Raw genomic sequence first — 16232 nt, 5'->3', positions numbered from 1 at the left:
ATTTAACGAATTAATTAGAATTAACGAGAAATACATGTCAGATATAAGCACATTAAACATTATTCCAGGGCAATTAACCCTAGCGCAATTACGCAACGTCGTTAAATACGAAGGTATTCAATACAGCCTTGACGAGAGTGCCTTTGATGCGATTCATCAAAGTGCTGAAGCGGTACAACAAGTTATCCGTGAAAACCGTGTCGTTTATGGTATTAATACCGGCTTTGGCTTATTAGCCAGCACACGCATAAAGACAGAAGAGCTAGAATTATTACAACGCTCTATCGTACTTTCTCACTCAGCGGGTTTTGGCGAATATATGGAAGATGCCACTGTACGCTTAATGATGGTGTTAAAAATCAATTCATTGTCTCGTGGCTTTTCAGGTATACGTTTAAAAGTCATCCAAGCCTTAATCACTCTGCTTAATGCTGAAGTCTATCCTTGTGTACCCAAAAAAGGTTCAGTTGGCGCATCTGGCGATTTAGCGCCACTTTCACATATGGTTTTACCTTTACTAGGTGAAGGTGAAATGTCGCATGACGGTGAAGTCATTACCGCCCTTGAAGGTTTAAAAATTGCAGGTCTTGAACCGGTAACACTTGCCGCGAAAGAAGGTTTAGCGCTACTTAACGGTACACAAGCATCTACGGCTTTTTCTTTGGAAGGTTTATTTCACGCTGAAGATTTATTTGCTGCTGCTGTGGTTATTGGCTCAATGTCTGTTGAAGCCGCATTAGGTTCACGTGCCCCTTTTGACGATCGCGTTCACCAAGTACGTGGGCAAATAGGCCAAATAGATGCAGCAACCGCTTACCGTTATGTTTTAGATACAAACTCTGAAATTGGTGGCTCTCATGTTGATTGTGAAAAAGTACAAGACCCTTATTCATTACGTTGTCAGCCACAAGTGATGGGTGCATGTTTAACACAAATTCGTCAGGCTGCTGAAGTGCTTCATATCGAAGCCAATGGAGTAACGGATAATCCACTGGTTTTTGCAAATGAAGGTGATTTTATCTCGGCAGGTAATTTCCACGCTGAACCTGTCGCTATGGCTGCTGATAATTTAGCCCTCGCCATTGCCGAAATAGGTTCGTTGTCTGAACGTAGAATGGCACTATTGATTGATGCAAACTTAAGTAAACTCCCTCCATTTCTTGTAGATAACGGCGGTGTTAACTCAGGTTTTATGATAGCTCAGGTGACCTCAGCAGCTTTAGCATCAGAAAATAAATCGTTAGCTCACCCTGCTTCGGTTGACAGTTTACCAACATCGGCTAACCAAGAAGATCATGTATCGATGGCTTGCTTTGCTGGTCGTCGTTTAGCTGATATGGCAGAAAATACCAATGGTGTCTTGGCCGTAGAGTATTTAGCCGCCGCGCAAGGTTTAGACTTTAGAGCTCCTCTTAAAGGTGCTGAAAAAGTTGAATTAGCCAAAGCTATTTTACGTCAAGAAGTAAGCTTTTATGATAAAGATAGATACTTTGCACCCGATATTGCAGAAGCCTCAGATATTATTACTGATGGTGAATTAAATCAATTAATACCCGCTGGTATACTACCAAGCTTCTAGTATTTAATAACAATATAAAAAATAAAGCCCGTTAATGAAAGTTAACGGGCTTTATATGTTCAGGATGAACGGTATGCTGTGATCACATGGATGTAAAAAGTAAAGCAACGTATATTTCTGCTAGGTACGCGCATTCACCTTATTAATACTTTCCTGTATATCAATCTTTGAGACAAGGATATCAGAGCCAGACTAACGTAAGGAAGTTACCTGATAACCTAGACTTAACTAGGAAATATAATTCAACAACAAACTTGACATAATATGTCATACTTGCTAACTTTATTTTTACAGAAGTGATCATAAATTTTACCTCTTCATAATAATATAACAACAGTATCTATATTTTTTTAACCTGTTAATCTATTAAAGCATTAATGACAAGGAGTTAGCGGTGGAGTACATACTTTTATTTGAAACGTGGATTGTTCTAGCCATATTATTTGCTTGCGCAGAAATTTTTGTTCCCGGTGGTATCCTCTTAAATTTAGGTATTGCCTCATTATTAGTCGCTATTGGTGTACAACAACAATTACTCGATACTTGGACTCTGACTTTAACGACTTGGTTTATTCTTGCTTCATTTCTACTATTTGTACTTTATTTTGTCACTGAACGGTTTTTCAGTGGTGAATATACCGTTGAAAATATTTATGAAGAACTAGACATTTATGGCAAAGAAGTAACGGTTATAGAAAAAATTGGACCAGGGACTCATGCTGGTCGCGTAGAATTTCAAGGCACTACTTGGACCGCGCTGAGCGACGGTTCAGAGTTACCCAAAGGTAGTCACGCCACTATTGTTTGTAAAGAAAATATCTCTCTGGTTGTTGAACCGATAAAGTAACAACAACAAAACTATCATTCTAACTAAAAATATGGGAGCAACCTATGCTAGCCACACTCACCTTTGTCTTTCTTGGATTACTGTTTATTGTTGTCAAACTGGTCCTTATTGTGCCAATGAAAGAAGTTTGTATTATCGAACGTTTAGGTAAATTTCGCGCAATAATGCAACCTGGATTACATTTTCTTATTCCTTTTATTGACCGCGTCGCTTACCGTCATGAAACAAGAGAACAAGTCTTAGACATCCCTTCTCAAAGCTGTATATCTCGCGATAATATTCAAATTGAAGTCGACGGCTTAGTTTATATTCAAGTTATGGACGGTGCCAAAGCCAGCTATGGTATAGAAGATTACCGCCGGGCTTGTGTGAATTTAGCGCAAACCACTATGCGTAGTGAAATTGGCAAGTTAAAACTCGGACAAACGTTTTCAGAACGAGACACCCTTAACGAAACGATTGTCCGTGAAATAGACAAAGCATCAGATCCTTGGGGCATCAAAATGTTGCGTTACGAAGTTAGGAATATCACCCCTTCTGCTAATGTCATTCATACCCTTGAAAAACAGATGGAAGCCGAACGAAAAAAACGTGCTGAAATTACTTTAGCTGAAGCTGACAAAGAATCGACAATAAATTTATCAGAAGGTGAGCGCCAAGAAGCCATTAATATTTCAGAGGGTGATAAACAACGACAAATTAATGAAGCACATGGTTTTGCAAAAGAAATTGAAATACTAACGCAAGCCACCGCAGAGGGCATGAACATGATTGCCAAAGCGTCAATGACTCCGGGTGGCGACAAAGCGATAAAAATGCGTTTACTAGAGCAATTCATTAAACAAACTGGGTCTATTTTAAAAACTGCAGATGTCTCAATTATGCCCGCTGAAATGGCGAAATTAGAAGGCTTTTTCGAAGGCATGGACAAAGTAACGCAAACCGTTCAAGGAGCAAAATAATGATCCAGCAAACTATAAGTAATATGGGTGGCAGTAACCTTGATATCGTGGTGCTGGCTATTTGGGGCGCTATATTTCTCTTTCTAGCCTACAAATTCGTACAAGCTATTTGCTTAGTACCAACAAAGTCTGCCTATGTCGTTGAACGTTTAGGCAAGTACCGCTGTACCTTAGAAGCAGGCTTTCATCTTTTATTGCCATTTATTGACCGTGTGGCTTTTATTCAAGATTTAAAAGAAGAAACAATCGACGTACCACCACAAGAATGTTTTTCAAAAGACGAAGTAAATGTTGAAGTTGACGGCGTTATTTACATCGAAGTCATTGATTCATTAAAAGCAAGCTACGGTATCACTGACTATCGTTTTGCCGCGATGCAATTAGCACAAACCACCACGCGTTCTGTTATTGGTACCTTAGACTTGGACAGAACTTTTGAAGAGCGTGATGTTATCAGTGCTAAAGTGGTAGAAGTATTAGATAAAGCAGGCGAAAGTTGGGGAATACGTGTTCATCGCTATGAGATAAAAAATATAACGCCACCTGATACCGTTAAAAATGCCATGGAGTTAGAAGTTAATGCGGAACGTGAACGCCGGGCAATTCTAGCAAAAAGTTTAGGAGATAAGGCGAGTCGAATTAATCGTTCAGAAGGCTTAATGACTGAAATGATCAATATTTCAGAAGGTGAAAAACAACGTCGTATAAATTCTGCAGAAGGTAAAGCGGCACAAATAACTGCTATTGCGCAAGCAACGGGGGATTCAATCACTAAAATAGCGATTGCCATTGAGCAACCGGGTGGGCAACAAGCACTTGATTTACAATTAACCGAGCAGTACCTTCAGCAAATGCAAGGCTTAAGCCAGGCAAACAGAAAAGTTATTTTACCGGCAAACTTGCTTGATTTTAACCAGTGGTTAGCCGTATCAGGTATTAAATAACAGCTAAGCTTAAAAATAGTAGAATAAATAAAGCACGTAGTTGACTCGCTTTTTAACTACGTGCTTTGATAGATAAATGGCATTATGTTACTCACTTGAAAATAAAAAAAAGCCAATGAGTAACACCATAACCACTGAGCCCACCACAAAAACATTATTACCCATCGTGAGTTTTTTTTCCGCTAAACCTATTCGTATCTTAGTGATGGCAATATAAATAATGGCCGCAATTAAAGCAGTAATAAAATGAGTCAGTAAGGTGTTCAGTTCGCTATTTTGTTGCCACAAAAACACAACGCCTCGTTTGTTAACAAAAAATAAGTTTAATAACGAAATATGCAACCATAAAACAAAAAACAACTGAGTGGCTTTGTTGGTTAACCAAGCTTTAAGCATCTTATAACCCTGCAACCGATTTATATAACCAAACAATTAAATCATCATGAGTAAATTGATAAGTAAAACTATTACGCAGTTTTTCATCATTAATACGTTTACCAAAACGCATTGATGTTTCAAACGAGAACTCTGGCAGCGGCAAATTTAAAGCTTTAGCAGCCGCATGGTAATAATGTTGTTTAGACGTTTCCGTAGCGCTGACCGCGTTATAAATACCCCTAATGTTTTCATCTTTAATGATCTCCATTAAAACACCAACCGCATCGTCCTGATGGATTAGATTGATAAAGGCTTGTGGGTCAGAAAGTAATTTTCTTCCTTGTAAAAACCTACCGGGGTGGCGCTCAGGCCCAACTAATCCGGCCAAGCGCAATATAACTGTTTCACCTGAAAAGGCCTCTGCTGCTTTTTCGGCGCGAATAAGAGTAGCCACTTTATCAGCGTTCATATCTAGCACTGATTGTTCATCAACTAAACCTGACAAACCATTATAGACAGCAGTACTACTTAACAAGACAATTTTTTTTACACGCCCTAGTTCAGCCATTTCAATTAACTGGGCAACTTTTTCAGGGTAATCGCTTCGCCCTTGACGGATCTGTGGTGTTATAGAAATAATAAGCGTATCGTGACCAAAAACACTTAACACTGTTGATTTAGGATCTTCAACAGGTAAAGTCAAAAGCTCTGTATCTATTTGCTCTTTAGCTAGTCTTTGCTTTTTCTCTTCACTTTGTACCGTTACAGTGACGCGATATTCTTCTCTCAACAATTGCTTTGCTAAAGCGTGGCCAAGCCAACCACAACCTATAATCGCAACATTTTTTACCATCGTATTCCCTTAATTTATTAACGATTCTTTTGATGATATTCTTTAATTTTACTGACAACGTCTGTTGAAATAGTATTAGGAACTGGTATAGAAAGATTATACTGTAATATTTTCCAACCATCAGACGTCAACTTAAGCACACCAGATCCCCGACATTCGCCATAGTGACTATTGTCGAGTAACTCGTCAAAAAACGCCAATTGTTCGCTATTATTTACTGATGCAATAAGCGTAATATTTCTTTGACGAGATTTATAGCGCCAACCTTGTCCTTGACTGAAATAAGGAGTAACAAACTCAGTAAATTGTTTTTTTGTCCAGCGCTCTTGACCATCAGTGCCTAAAAATACGGCTTGTTCATCAAGTAAATCAAGATAAATTTTTTGGTCAGCATCGCCAGCAGCTTGATGAAAAGTATCTAGCACTTTATCTATGTCGCTGTTTGCAAATACACTGGCGTTAAAAAGACAGAGGCCTATAAGACAAACTATAATTTTTATCATGGTATCAAATCCTAAATTTGGCTCATTTTGGTAGAACAAAATATAAGCCATTAAAAGTTGCGGCTACCTTTTCTCCACTCATTACCTGAACTTCAACGCAGAGTTTTATTTTCTGCTTGGTCACTAAGTTATCAATACTGCCAGAGCTTAACGAGCGTCCTGTTTTTGCAAAAGCTATTCCTGCTATTGGGCTATGATATCTAATCTTGGCATCAGCTAACACTATATTACCCATAAGATTTTTCTGTTCCATTAACAAATAAACCCAGCCCCATCCCGTTAATGTTGCTAATGTGTAGATACTGCCCGCAAACATAGTATTGTGTAAATTTTTATTAAAAAGCTCATCACAAGTCGTGACTAAGTTTTGTTGATCGTAATAACCAACCGTCACTTTCATCGCTTTGCTCATTGGTATAGTGCTATGCCAAGTATTTTGCAGTGCTGTTGATAGTTCATCACAATGAAAATCATCGCTTACCAGCGTTTTTTCCATATTGAAATGCTTAATTTTATTGAATAATAAGTGCGAAAAGCCAATGTTTTTATAAGATTGTTTTTCATAGAAGCTGATCGCTTGTTCTCGCGCTTTCAAAGAGAGCTTAGTGACACCTAAACGGCTCGCAAACTGTTCAAGAGCGAGTATTAACTGCTGCCCTAACCCTTTGCCCTGAAAATCATCAGCAACCGCCATATAACGGATTTGCCCTGCTAACAAGCTACAAAAGTGAAGACGGGCAACAGCGATAATATTACCTTTATCATCAAAAATCGCTCGATGAATCGCTTGTTTTTCCAAGTCATCTTTTTCACTTCCTTGTTTTTGTTGTGATGGTTTACGTAATATTGTCCAGCGTAAGTGGTAGTATTGGTCAAATTCTTGCTGGCTTATGGGTGCTCGACACTCAAACATTGGTTATGCTTTCCTATAACAATTAAAAAGATTCGTTCGTATACGCTATTATGAAATTAGTTAAAAATATCCAACAGGGTCAATTAAGTTACTACACGCAAAATGATGACTCCATTTCGGTGAGTGAAAACCAACACTATCGTTGGTTAGCTTTTGATAATGTCGTACAAAGCATGATGCTAAAGCGCAAGCCCTCACAACTTACATTCCCTCATCAAATCAGCTTATTATCACCTTTACTTTTTTTTCGCCCTAAAAAAGTTGTTGAATTTGGCTTAGGTGGTGGTAATTTAGCACGATTTTTATTGCATTATTTACCTGATTTAACCTTACACACCATTGAATATTCACAAGAAGTTATTGAATGTTTCGAACGTTTTTTTAATCCACAAGCTACCAAGGTTAATTTGCATCATTGCTCGGCACTAGATTGGCTTCATCACCATAAAAAAATGAAACCTGATTGGTTTATTTGTGACATTTACCATAAAAATCAGTCTATTAACGACTCATTGATTTTAACCAAAAATATCTTAAAAAAAGTGGACGAGCGAGCTGTTTTATCACTTAACTTGCCAAGCCCATCAAACGAAGAAATTAATTATTTTCTCGCCGAGTTAAAAGTACTCGCTCCAACTAAACAGCTAGTGTACTTTCATATTCCTCATTACTTAAATGTTATTATTCATTTACTGCCCTACGATATGTTAAGTCAAGCTGAAGAGAGCTTACTTGCTGACACCGTGCTACCCGCGAGAACATTTAAACGCTGGCGTAAATATTGGCGACATGGCATGCAATAGTTCATTGCGCTTAGCAAGTGAGTGTAAAGGTAACGGGACCATCATTCACTAGTGCTACTTTCATATCAGCACCAAACTCGCCCGTAGGCACGGCAAAACCATGACCACGCAATTGTAAACAGAAATAATTATATAGTGGGATGCTGACTTCTGGTTTAGCTGCAGAAGTAAAGCTTGGACGCATACCTGAACGCGTATCGGCGGCTAGTGTAAATTGTGAAACAACTAAAATTTCTCCGTCAATATCGCTAACATTTAGGTTCATTTTTCCTGCTTCGTCTTCAAAGATACGATAACCTGCAATCCGTTGCGCTAATCGTTTCGCTTTAGTTTCGTTGTCGTCAGGCTCAATGGCAAGTAACACTAAAATCCCTCGATCAATTTTCCCTATTACTTGTTGATTAACCGTAACGCTTGCTTGTGAAACTCTTTGAATAACTGCGATCATTTTATTGCTCGGCTAGAAAATTTGCCATAGTATCGCTCGCTCGACAAAATGCATCAATAGTTTGTCGCTCAAAACCACTATGTCCTGCACAAGGCAAAATTTGTAATTGCGCGTTATCCCAAAATTTAGTCAGTGAAAAAGCATTATCAAGCTGACAAACCATGTCGTAACGGCCATGAAGAATAATCGCAGGGATCGCGGTTAGTTTATCAATATTTTCTAAAATGTAATTCTCATTGATAAAACAATCTTGAGTAAAGTAATGACTTGATACCTTTGCCATGCATAGAGCTTGATGGGCGTCATCAACATGCGCTAGACCTATATGGTGATGCTCAAGGGTTGATAACCTTAATTCCCATAATGTCCAAGCTTTACTGGCCGAGATCACCGCGACCTCATTACTTGAATTGAGTACTTGGTGGTAACCTGACAGTGGAGAATGTTGTAGCTCGGCTGGTAAGTGTTCAACAAATTCTTGATAGTACTCTGGGAAAAAGTTTTTTGCCCCCTTCTGACTGTAAAGCCATTGATATTCAGATCGAGTCCCGAGGAATACACCACGTAAGATAAAAGCTAAGATTTTATCTGAATGAGCGATACCATAGGTTAGTGCTAAAGTTGTTCCCCATGAGCCACCACAAATTAACCACTGTTCAATATTTAGGTGTTGACGAATAACTTCGATATCGTCAATTAAATGAACGGTGGTATTATCTAGTACGGACGGAGAGGGCTTTGAGCGCCCACAACCTCGCTGATCAAATAAAATAATACGATACAGTTCAGGATCAAAATAACGCCGATGGTTCTCACTTGAACCACTACCAGGACCACCATGAAGGTATAACACAGGTATTCCTGTTGGGTTACCCGACTGCTCAAGATATATTTGATGCTGCCCCCCAACAGGTAACAACTCTTCAGAATATGTTGCTATTTTAGGATATAAAGACCGTGACATGTATTTACTCTGTTTATTGAGACCATAAATAATATTATGGCGCAAAATATTAAAAACTGTCAGTTTCAAACAAGCCTTTATAAATTAACTTATCTGATGCTTATCTAAGTGTTCTCTTTGGTGATCTTCTGGTTTAAAATTTTCTAAGCTGACCGTAAACAATGCACCGAAAAGCACGACTAGCCAAGATAAATACACCCATAAAAAAAGAATCGGAATACCCGCTAGAGCACCGTAAATAGCTTCATAAGAAGGGAGTTGCGTGATATAAAAAGCAAAGCCTTTTTTTGCGACTTCAAATAAAAGTGCCGCTAATGTTGCACCAAACAAGGCATGTTTAAGCGGTACCACTTTATTAGGCACCACCATATATAAAATAAGGAATGCGCCAATCGAAGCAAAAATAGGCAAAGCTCTTAACGCTATATTGGTAAGGCCGAAAACGTCATAATTCCCTATCGATATCAAAGAAACAATATATGAAGTTGCCGCTATACTACTGCCCATTAAGACAGGTCCAAGAGTCAGTACCATCCAGTACATAGAAAAAGCGGTAACAATGCGTCTTTTGGTTGTGACCCGCCAAATTTTATTTAAGCTGGTGTCAATGGCAGAAATTAGCAATAGGGCAAATAAGAATAAAAAACTAATGGCGATAGCTGACATCTCTGAAGCATTCGTGACAAAACCGGTAATATGTTCTTTAACCACATCACCCGCAGCAGGCATAAAATTTTGATAAACAAAATTTTCAATAATTTCTTTAATATCAGTAAAGATAGGAAAAGCGGTCATAACTGACAACATGACTACAATCAAAGGCACCAGCGACATCAAGGTTACATAAGATAAGTAACCGGCAGTAATGTGTATTTGCTCTTTTAATATTCTATTTATAAAAAACAAACAAAAGTGCCAAATAGTCTGACTTTGCTGGTTGTTTTTAATGCTTTTAATCCAGTTCATTACAAATTAGTTATTATCTTATGGTGTACAATATATTATGATAATTGCTAAGCAAGTGATAGTGATAATAATCGTAATAAAATTTAACGTAGGAGTAATGATGTCTAATCAAGGTTCAGGTGGTAATGTTTTAGCGGCAATATGTAGTTTTTTTATTGCAGGTTTAGGTCAATTAGTTCAAGGGAGGATCCTCGCAGCAATCCTGTTTTTCCTGTTAACCTGGGTTAACTACACATTAGCAGCGACAGGAATCTTATTCTTTATGGCGGTTCCTGGTCTTATTTTTCATCTGTGGGCAGTCATCGATGCTGCTCGCTATAAAGGTAGGAACTAATGCATAAGATTACAATTAAGGTCTCGTTATTTTTTCTTTTACTGTCAATAGTCGGCTGTCAATCTGCTTACTATTCGGCCATGGAAAAAGTAGGTAAACATAAACGTGATATATTAATCGATCGTGTTGAAACTGCCACTGAGTCACAAGAGGAAGCAAAAGAAGAATTTAAAAATGCCTTAGAACAGTTCTCTGCATTAGTAAATTTTGATGGTGGTGAACTGCAACAACAATATGAAATAAGTAATGATCACTATCATACAAGTAAAGTTGCTGCTGAGGATGTAACTGCTCGTATTAATTCAATTGAAGCTGTCGCTGAAGCTTTGTTTAATGAATGGAATAGTGAATTAGAACAATTTACTAATCAATCATTAAAACGCCAAAGTCAATCGCGTTATAACGAAACCCAAAATCGTTATACTTCAGTGATTGAATCAATGCGTAATGCGGAGAAGAGAATGCAACCTATTCTTGATGCGCTTAAAGATAATATGCTTTATTTAAAACATAATCTTAATGCGCGAGCTATCGGTGAGCTTAAAACAGAATATAAATTAATTGAACAAGATGTTGAACGCTTAATTAACGAAATGAACAATTCAATTAACAAATCACAAACATTCATAAAATCACTTAAGAACCCTTAGTACAAAAGGAGCACTTTTATGAGTGTCTGCTTAGTACCATAAAGTTAATGGTAAGTGATAATAGATGGTAGCTTGTTTATGTTAAATGAGCCGCCATCAACTTAATGACAGAGACTTACTCTTTATTGGTAGGATTTTATGTTGCTGAGATTATAAGTTATAACGTGTCATTACTTGATCTAGCGTGTGAAAAGGGGGGATTAGCAAAAACATCACTTCGATCTTGGTTTTGGTTAATAGCAGTAAGTAAGCTTGACAGCTCTCTTATTTGACTCGGACCCGCTCGGCCCTCTTCAAAAAGTTGACTTAATCGTTGTAACACTTTGAGTTGCTCTGGAGACATTTCGAAATTCCCTTTCTTAATAATATTCTTTAAAGATACCGCTTGGTCGTTATGAAGCCGTGGCATGTTGGTGGTAAATAGCGACTTGTACCGGTAAAACTATTTCCCTGCCATCATCGATGTACTCTTGATAAAGGACTTTTAACTCTCTGCGTTCGATAACGTTAGCTTTATCAGCAACAGCTTTTTCGAATAGATCATTTAAACGAGTTAATTTTCTCTGCTCCATAATAAGTTTGCTCCCTGCACCGTTACTTTCAAAGTTCACATGCAACTAATCGTATCAGTAAAACTAATATTCACAAGTGAGGTGTAATGATTAGCGTCAACTCAACATTTAGACATAACTGACTCACTTAATTAATTTTCATTAAAAAACAATAGATTAAAACACAGTCATCCACTTTATTAACCGTGTGTTGTGTTACTTCCTATATATTTTTAAGACATGTCTTACGCAATATTACGTTTAGGCTTACTCAAATTTACTGACAAAAAAACCAGCCGAAGCTGGTTTTTATCAATCGTCTAAATAAGAGGCTTATTTAGGACGAGTATCACGCTTACGTTCATTTTCTTTTAAAAGCTTTTTACGAATACGAATGCTCAGTGGTGTAACTTCAACTAGCTCATCGTTATCAATAAACTCAAGCGCTTGTTCAAGCGACATAACGATAGGCGGTGTTAACGTTTGTGCTTCATCAGTACCTGATGAACGAACGTTAGTTAACTGCTTACCTTTAAGAGCGTTTACTGTTAAATCGTTGTCGCGGCTATGAATACCAATAACTTGACCTTCATAAATATCAACACCGTGTCCGATCAACATACGACCACGTGATTGTAAGTTGAATATTGCATTCGTTAATGCTTTACCTGTTGCATTACCGATCATTACACCATTTTTACGCTGGCCAATATCGCCACCTTTATGAGGTCCGTATTCAAAAAATGTATGATAAATTAAGCCAGAACCTGACGTTAATGTCATGAATTCAGTTTGGAAACCGATCAAACCACGACTTGGCATGATGAAGTCCATACGAATACGGCCCGTTCCATCAGGTGCCATATCTGTTAATTCAGCTTTACGAACACCCATTCTTTCCATGATAGGTCCTTGATGCTGCTCTTCAACATCAATGGTCACGTTTTCATAAGGTTCTTGTATTTGACCATCAATTTCACGAATAATAACTTCAGGACGTGATACCGCTAACTCAAAACCTTCGCGACGCATGTTTTCGATTAAAATGCCTAAGTGAAGCTCACCACGACCTGATACTTTAAATTTATCAGCATCAGGAAGTTGTTCAACACGTAAAGCAACGTTGTGAATTAATTCTTTGTCTAAACGGTCTTTGATGTTACGTGAAGTAACATACTTACCTTCTTTACCACAAAATGGTGAAGTGTTTACTTGGAAAGTCATATTGATAGTAGGTTCATCAACAGATAATGCTGGTAAGCCTTCAACTTCTGTAGGACAACAAACCGTATCTGATATTTTTAACTCGCCTAAACCAGTAATAGCAATAATATCGCCAGCAAAACCTTCTTCGATATCAAGTCTTTCTAGACCTAAGTAACCAAATACTTTACCAACTTTAGCGTTATGGATCTTGCCAGTTGCTAATTTAATCGTTACTTGTTGGTTTGGTTTAACAGAACCACGAGTAATACGGCCAACGCCAATTACACCTAAGTAAGAGCTGTAATCAAGTTGAGATATTTGCATTTGGAATGGACCATCTGGATCCGCTGTTGGTGCAGGCACTTCTTTAAGAATAGTATCAAATAAAGGAGTCATGTCTGTGCCGGTTACGCCTTCTTCAAGCGAAGCCCAACCATTGATTGCTGAAGCGTAAACAACTTTAAAGTCAAGCTGTTCATCTGTAGCGCCAAGGTTGTCAAACAATTCAAAAACTTGGTCCATAACCCAATCAGGGCGAGAACCAGGCTTATCAACTTTATTAATAACAAGGATTGGCTTTAAACCTTGAGCAAACGCTTTTTTCGTTACGAAACGCGTTTGTGGCATAGGGCCTTCTTGTGCATCAACAATAAGTAAAACCGAATCTACCATTGACATAACACGCTCAACTTCACCACCGAAATCAGCATGGCCAGGAGTATCTACGATGTTTACACGGTAACCGTTCCAGTTAATAGCCGTATTTTTAGCTAAGATTGTGATACCACGTTCTTTTTCGATATCATTCGAATCCATCGTACGCTCTTCAAGACCGCCGCGGGCATCAAGGGTACCTGATTGTTCTAATAATTTATCAACCAAAGTTGTTTTACCATGATCAACGTGGGCTATGATGGCAACATTACGTAATTTATCTAACACGGGTTTTACTCACTTCTTGCAAGACTTTTTCATCAAAAGAATATAGGGCTATAATTGGGCGCGAATTATACAGCAACGAAGTCAACAAAGACAGCAACAAATATTTCAGCTCCTATTAAATTCTCCATACACGAATCGTAATGCCCTGTTATACTCTTAAGCACCAACAACCAGCAGGCGCACCAATTTAGCGCAGCTCACGCACAGTAGTGGTGCAAGTAGGCTTTAGTAAATAAGTTAACACCTTATATATAAAGGCTTTATCTATTGGCATGAATTTCGCTTTATGCCCATCATGCGAAATGCAAACGTATTTTATTTTAATGACACTGGAGACTTTACATGTCACAAGCCGTATTAGATTTAATCAAAGACAACGATGTTAAATTTGTAGACCTACGTTTTACTGATTCAAAAGGTAAAGAGCAACACGTTTCAATTCCTTATCACCAAGTAAATGAAGACTTTTTTGAAGACGGTAAAATGTTCGATGGTTCTTCTATTGAAGGTTGGAAAGGTATTAATGAATCTGACATGGTAATGATGCCTGATGCTGATTCAGCGGTATTAGATCCTTTTACAGATGCAGTAACATTAAATATTCGTTGTGATATTTTAGAACCAAGTACAATGCAAGGTTACAGCCGTGATCCTCGTTCAGTTGCTAAACGCGCTGAAGAGTACTTACGTAGCACAGGTATCGCTGATACTGTATTAATTGGTCCTGAGCCAGAATTCTTCTTATTTGATGATGTACGCTTTAGTACTGATATGAGTGGTTCTTTCTATAAAATTGATGATAAAGAAGCCGCTTGGAATTCAGGTACTGAATACGAAGAAGGCAATATGGGTCACCGTCCAGGCGTTAAAGGCGGTTACTTCCCAACATCTCCTGTAGATTCATCACAAGATATTCGCTCAGCCATGTGTTTAGTTATGGAAGAAATGGGCTTAGTTGTTGAAGCGCATCACCATGAAGTAGCAACGGCTGGTCAAAACGAAATTGCATGTCGCTTCAATACCTTAGTTAAAAAAGCTGATGAAGTTCAAATATACAAGTATGTTGTTCATAACGTTGCTCACGCTTACGGTAAAACAGCGACTTTTATGCCTAAGCCATTAGTTGGCGACAACGGCTCTGGTATGCATGTTCATCAATCACTTGCTAAAGACGGTGTTAACTTATTCGCTGGTGATAAATACGGCGGCTTATCTGAAATGGCGCTTTATTATATTGGCGGTATTATTAAGCATGCTAAAGCATTGAATGCTTTTACTAACCCAGCTACTAACTCTTACAAACGTTTAGTTCCACATTTTGAAGCGCCGGTAATGCTTGCATATTCTGCACGTAACCGCTCTGCATCAATTCGTATACCGATTGTTCCATCACCAAAAGCAATGCGTATTGAAGCTCGCTTCCCTGATCCAGCAGCAAACCCATATTTAGCTTTTACTGCTTTATTAATGGCTGGTCTTGATGGTATTAAAAACAAAATTCATCCTGGTGATGCGATGGATAAAGATTTATACGATTTACCAGCAGAAGAAGCTGCAGCTATTCCACAAGTAGCAACATCACTTGAAGATGCTTTACAAAGCTTAGAAGCTGATTATGAGTTCTTAATCGCTGGTGGTGTTATGGATAAAGATATGATTGATGCATACATTGCTATTAAACGTGCTGAATCACAACGCGTAAACATGACAACTCATCCATTAGAGTTTGAATTATATTACAGCGTATAATCTCGACTATATGATTAAATGAAAAAAAAGCTCACTTCGGTGAGCTTTTTTGTGGCAAATAGACGATTAATTATATAAGTTTAAGGTAAGTATCTTAAGTTGAGCTAAATTTTTGCGTTATTCTTTATTGTTATTAACTTTAATTATCACATTACTTAGTTGTAATACCTTTGCGACGGCAACCAAAATTTATGTTTGGAGAAGTGATGATGGTATCTTAGTTTTTTCTGACAGCCCTCAAACTGGTGCGGAAGAAGTTGAAATAAGAGAACCCAATACTGCCTCTTCTGTTGATACCTCAATGCTAGATTTAACACCAAAAATTATCAAAGATGATTACCAAGTTGAAATCAACCAACCTAAACAAAATGCCACGGTTAGAGACAACACTGGCTCTGTTTACATAGCAGGTAGTATCAAACCTATCTTTAAACAAGGCTTAGCTATTCAACTTTTTTTAGATGGTAAACCCCATCAACCTCCGCAATCTCACTCGATGTTTGTGCTACGAAATATAGATCGCGGCGAACATATCATAAAAATGCAATTACTTAATGAAAAAGGCAAGATAATTGCATCGTCAAAACCTATAACCTTTTATATGCATAGAGCATCGGTTAATAACGCAAATTAAGTAGCA

Annotated in this window: 19 protein-coding genes; 9 read left to right on the top strand and 10 right to left on the bottom strand. The window is 38.0% G+C overall.

The window, feature by feature from the left end; all coding sequences use genetic code 11:
• The first annotated feature begins 34 nt into the window (after positions 1-34).
• The 4 genes from hutH to H4J76_RS00135 all read left to right on the top strand — a co-directional run bounded on the left by hutH (position 35) and on the right by H4J76_RS00135 (position 4332).
• Positions 35-1579: a histidine ammonia-lyase gene (gene hutH / locus H4J76_RS00150; protein WP_182229890.1), complete on the top strand. Its 1545-nt coding sequence runs from the start codon at positions 35-37 to the stop codon at positions 1577-1579.
• Positions 1580-1973: 394 nt separating this feature from the next.
• Positions 1974-2426 carry an NfeD family protein gene (locus H4J76_RS00145; protein ID WP_182214770.1) on the top strand — a complete coding sequence of 151 codons (453 nt, stop codon included), beginning with the start codon at positions 1974-1976 and terminating at the stop codon, positions 2424-2426.
• 44 nt (positions 2427-2470) lie between these two features.
• Complete coding sequence (locus H4J76_RS00140; RefSeq protein WP_070375014.1) at positions 2471-3388, top strand: slipin family protein; 918 nt, start codon at positions 2471-2473, stop codon at positions 3386-3388.
• Positions 3388-4332, top strand: a complete 945-nt coding sequence (locus H4J76_RS00135) for an SPFH domain-containing protein (protein WP_259377098.1) — start codon at positions 3388-3390, stop codon at positions 4330-4332. The genes H4J76_RS00140 and H4J76_RS00135 overlap by 1 nt, the downstream gene beginning before the upstream one ends.
• Positions 4333-4419: 87 nt before the next feature.
• Here the strand turns inward: H4J76_RS00135 and H4J76_RS00130 are convergent, their stop codons facing one another.
• The 4 genes from H4J76_RS00130 to H4J76_RS00115 are packed head-to-tail and all read right to left on the bottom strand — an operon-like array spanning position 4420 to position 6979.
• Entirely contained in the window at positions 4420-4728 is a 309-nt protein-coding gene (locus H4J76_RS00130; protein ID WP_182214772.1) for a hypothetical protein, read from the bottom strand.
• Between the two features lies 1 nt (position 4729).
• Positions 4730-5563: an SDR family oxidoreductase gene (locus H4J76_RS00125; RefSeq protein ID WP_182229889.1), complete on the bottom strand. Its 834-nt coding sequence runs from the start codon at positions 5561-5563 to the stop codon at positions 4730-4732.
• A gap of 17 nt (positions 5564-5580) precedes the next feature.
• Positions 5581-6066: a nuclear transport factor 2 family protein gene (locus H4J76_RS00120; protein WP_182222516.1), complete on the bottom strand. Its 486-nt coding sequence runs from the start codon at positions 6064-6066 to the stop codon at positions 5581-5583.
• A 22-nt stretch (positions 6067-6088) separates the two neighbouring features.
• The gene (locus tag H4J76_RS00115; protein WP_182229888.1) at positions 6089-6979 is read right to left on the bottom strand and encodes a bifunctional GNAT family N-acetyltransferase/hotdog fold thioesterase; all 891 of its coding nucleotides are present in this window, start codon (positions 6977-6979) and stop codon (positions 6089-6091) included.
• Positions 6980-7029: 50 nt separating this feature from the next.
• Here H4J76_RS00115 and H4J76_RS00110 point away from each other — a divergent pair, with 50 nt between their 5' ends.
• The gene (locus H4J76_RS00110; RefSeq protein ID WP_182229887.1) at positions 7030-7782 is read left to right on the top strand and encodes a spermidine synthase; all 753 of its coding nucleotides are present in this window, start codon (positions 7030-7032) and stop codon (positions 7780-7782) included.
• A gap of 10 nt (positions 7783-7792) precedes the next feature.
• Here H4J76_RS00110 and dtd read toward each other — a convergent pair whose 3' ends face one another.
• The 3 genes from dtd to H4J76_RS00095 form a co-directional block, all read right to left on the bottom strand.
• On the bottom strand, positions 7793-8230 hold the full coding sequence (gene dtd / locus H4J76_RS00105; protein WP_182229886.1) for a D-aminoacyl-tRNA deacylase: 438 nt from the start codon (positions 8228-8230) through the stop codon (positions 7793-7795).
• Position 8231: 1 nt separating this feature from the next.
• Positions 8232-9194, bottom strand: a complete 963-nt coding sequence (gene pip, locus H4J76_RS00100) for a prolyl aminopeptidase (protein ID WP_182222512.1) — start codon at positions 9192-9194, stop codon at positions 8232-8234.
• A gap of 84 nt (positions 9195-9278) precedes the next feature.
• Entirely contained in the window at positions 9279-10160 is an 882-nt protein-coding gene (locus H4J76_RS00095; protein WP_182214782.1) for a virulence factor BrkB family protein, read from the bottom strand.
• 100 nt (positions 10161-10260) lie between these two features.
• Here H4J76_RS00095 and H4J76_RS00090 point away from each other — a divergent pair, with 100 nt between their 5' ends.
• Together H4J76_RS00090 and H4J76_RS00085 are read left to right on the top strand one after the other, a co-directional pair.
• Complete coding sequence (locus H4J76_RS00090) at positions 10261-10494, top strand: hypothetical protein (protein WP_070377078.1); 234 nt, start codon at positions 10261-10263, stop codon at positions 10492-10494.
• Positions 10494-11144, top strand: coding sequence for a DUF2959 domain-containing protein (locus H4J76_RS00085; protein ID WP_182229885.1), 651 nt, complete (start codon positions 10494-10496; stop codon positions 11142-11144). The genes H4J76_RS00090 and H4J76_RS00085 overlap by 1 nt, the downstream gene beginning before the upstream one ends.
• Positions 11145-11301: 157 nt before the next feature.
• Here H4J76_RS00085 and H4J76_RS00080 read toward each other — a convergent pair whose 3' ends face one another.
• The 3 genes from H4J76_RS00080 to typA all read right to left on the bottom strand — a co-directional run bounded on the left by H4J76_RS00080 (position 11302) and on the right by typA (position 13843).
• Entirely contained in the window at positions 11302-11487 is a 186-nt protein-coding gene (locus H4J76_RS00080; protein ID WP_070375024.1) for a hypothetical protein, read from the bottom strand.
• A 49-nt stretch (positions 11488-11536) separates the two neighbouring features.
• Positions 11537-11716 (bottom strand): hypothetical protein, encoded by a 180-nt coding sequence (locus H4J76_RS00075; RefSeq protein WP_182214783.1) that lies wholly within the window; start codon positions 11714-11716, stop codon positions 11537-11539.
• Positions 11717-12028: 312 nt separating this feature from the next.
• Positions 12029-13843, bottom strand: a complete 1815-nt coding sequence (gene typA / locus H4J76_RS00070; RefSeq protein ID WP_070375026.1) for a translational GTPase TypA — start codon at positions 13841-13843, stop codon at positions 12029-12031.
• Between the two features lie 342 nt (positions 13844-14185).
• On the opposite strand from typA, the gene glnA reads away from it, so the two are divergent.
• Positions 14186-15592, top strand: coding sequence for a glutamate--ammonia ligase (glnA, locus tag H4J76_RS00065; RefSeq protein WP_070375027.1), 1407 nt, complete (start codon positions 14186-14188; stop codon positions 15590-15592).
• Positions 15593-15704: 112 nt separating this feature from the next.
• On the top strand, positions 15705-16226 hold the full coding sequence (locus H4J76_RS00060) for a DUF4124 domain-containing protein (protein WP_182214785.1): 522 nt from the start codon (positions 15705-15707) through the stop codon (positions 16224-16226).
• Positions 16227-16232: the final 6 nt, after the last annotated feature.

The sequence above is a fragment of the Colwellia sp. BRX9-1 genome, from assembly GCF_014077195.1.
In the GTDB taxonomy this organism is placed as follows: Bacteria; Pseudomonadota; Gammaproteobacteria; order Enterobacterales; family Alteromonadaceae; genus Colwellia_A.
The sequence above is the reverse complement of the archived record's forward strand: the minus strand, read 5'-3'. Positions and strand labels throughout refer to the sequence as shown.

What these genes read in the sequence shown, in the direction of transcription:
- H4J76_RS00110 (WP_182229887.1), top strand. Translation starts at nt 7,030, where the DNA reads ATGAAATTAGTTAAAAATATCCAACAGGGTCAATTAAGTTACTACACG.
- H4J76_RS00080 (WP_070375024.1), bottom strand. Translation starts at nt 11,487, where the DNA reads ATGTCTCCAGAGCAACTCAAAGTGTTACAACGATTAAGTCAACTTTTT.
- dtd (WP_182229886.1), bottom strand. Translation starts at nt 8,230, where the DNA reads ATGATCGCAGTTATTCAAAGAGTTTCACAAGCAAGCGTTACGGTTAAT.
- H4J76_RS00090 (WP_070377078.1), top strand. Translation starts at nt 10,261, where the DNA reads ATGTCTAATCAAGGTTCAGGTGGTAATGTTTTAGCGGCAATATGTAGT.
- H4J76_RS00130 (WP_182214772.1), bottom strand. Translation starts at nt 4,728, where the DNA reads ATGCTTAAAGCTTGGTTAACCAACAAAGCCACTCAGTTGTTTTTTGTT.
- H4J76_RS00135 (WP_259377098.1), top strand. Translation starts at nt 3,388, where the DNA reads ATGATCCAGCAAACTATAAGTAATATGGGTGGCAGTAACCTTGATATC.
- pip (WP_182222512.1), bottom strand. Translation starts at nt 9,194, where the DNA reads ATGTCACGGTCTTTATATCCTAAAATAGCAACATATTCTGAAGAGTTG.
- hutH (WP_182229890.1), top strand. Translation starts at nt 35, where the DNA reads ATGTCAGATATAAGCACATTAAACATTATTCCAGGGCAATTAACCCTA.
- H4J76_RS00075 (WP_182214783.1), bottom strand. Translation starts at nt 11,716, where the DNA reads ATGGAGCAGAGAAAATTAACTCGTTTAAATGATCTATTCGAAAAAGCT.
- H4J76_RS00140 (WP_070375014.1), top strand. Translation starts at nt 2,471, where the DNA reads ATGCTAGCCACACTCACCTTTGTCTTTCTTGGATTACTGTTTATTGTT.
- H4J76_RS00115 (WP_182229888.1), bottom strand. Translation starts at nt 6,979, where the DNA reads ATGTTTGAGTGTCGAGCACCCATAAGCCAGCAAGAATTTGACCAATAC.
- H4J76_RS00095 (WP_182214782.1), bottom strand. Translation starts at nt 10,160, where the DNA reads ATGAACTGGATTAAAAGCATTAAAAACAACCAGCAAAGTCAGACTATT.
- glnA (WP_070375027.1), top strand. Translation starts at nt 14,186, where the DNA reads ATGTCACAAGCCGTATTAGATTTAATCAAAGACAACGATGTTAAATTT.
- H4J76_RS00125 (WP_182229889.1), bottom strand. Translation starts at nt 5,563, where the DNA reads ATGGTAAAAAATGTTGCGATTATAGGTTGTGGTTGGCTTGGCCACGCT.
- H4J76_RS00085 (WP_182229885.1), top strand. Translation starts at nt 10,494, where the DNA reads ATGCATAAGATTACAATTAAGGTCTCGTTATTTTTTCTTTTACTGTCA.
- H4J76_RS00120 (WP_182222516.1), bottom strand. Translation starts at nt 6,066, where the DNA reads ATGATAAAAATTATAGTTTGTCTTATAGGCCTCTGTCTTTTTAACGCC.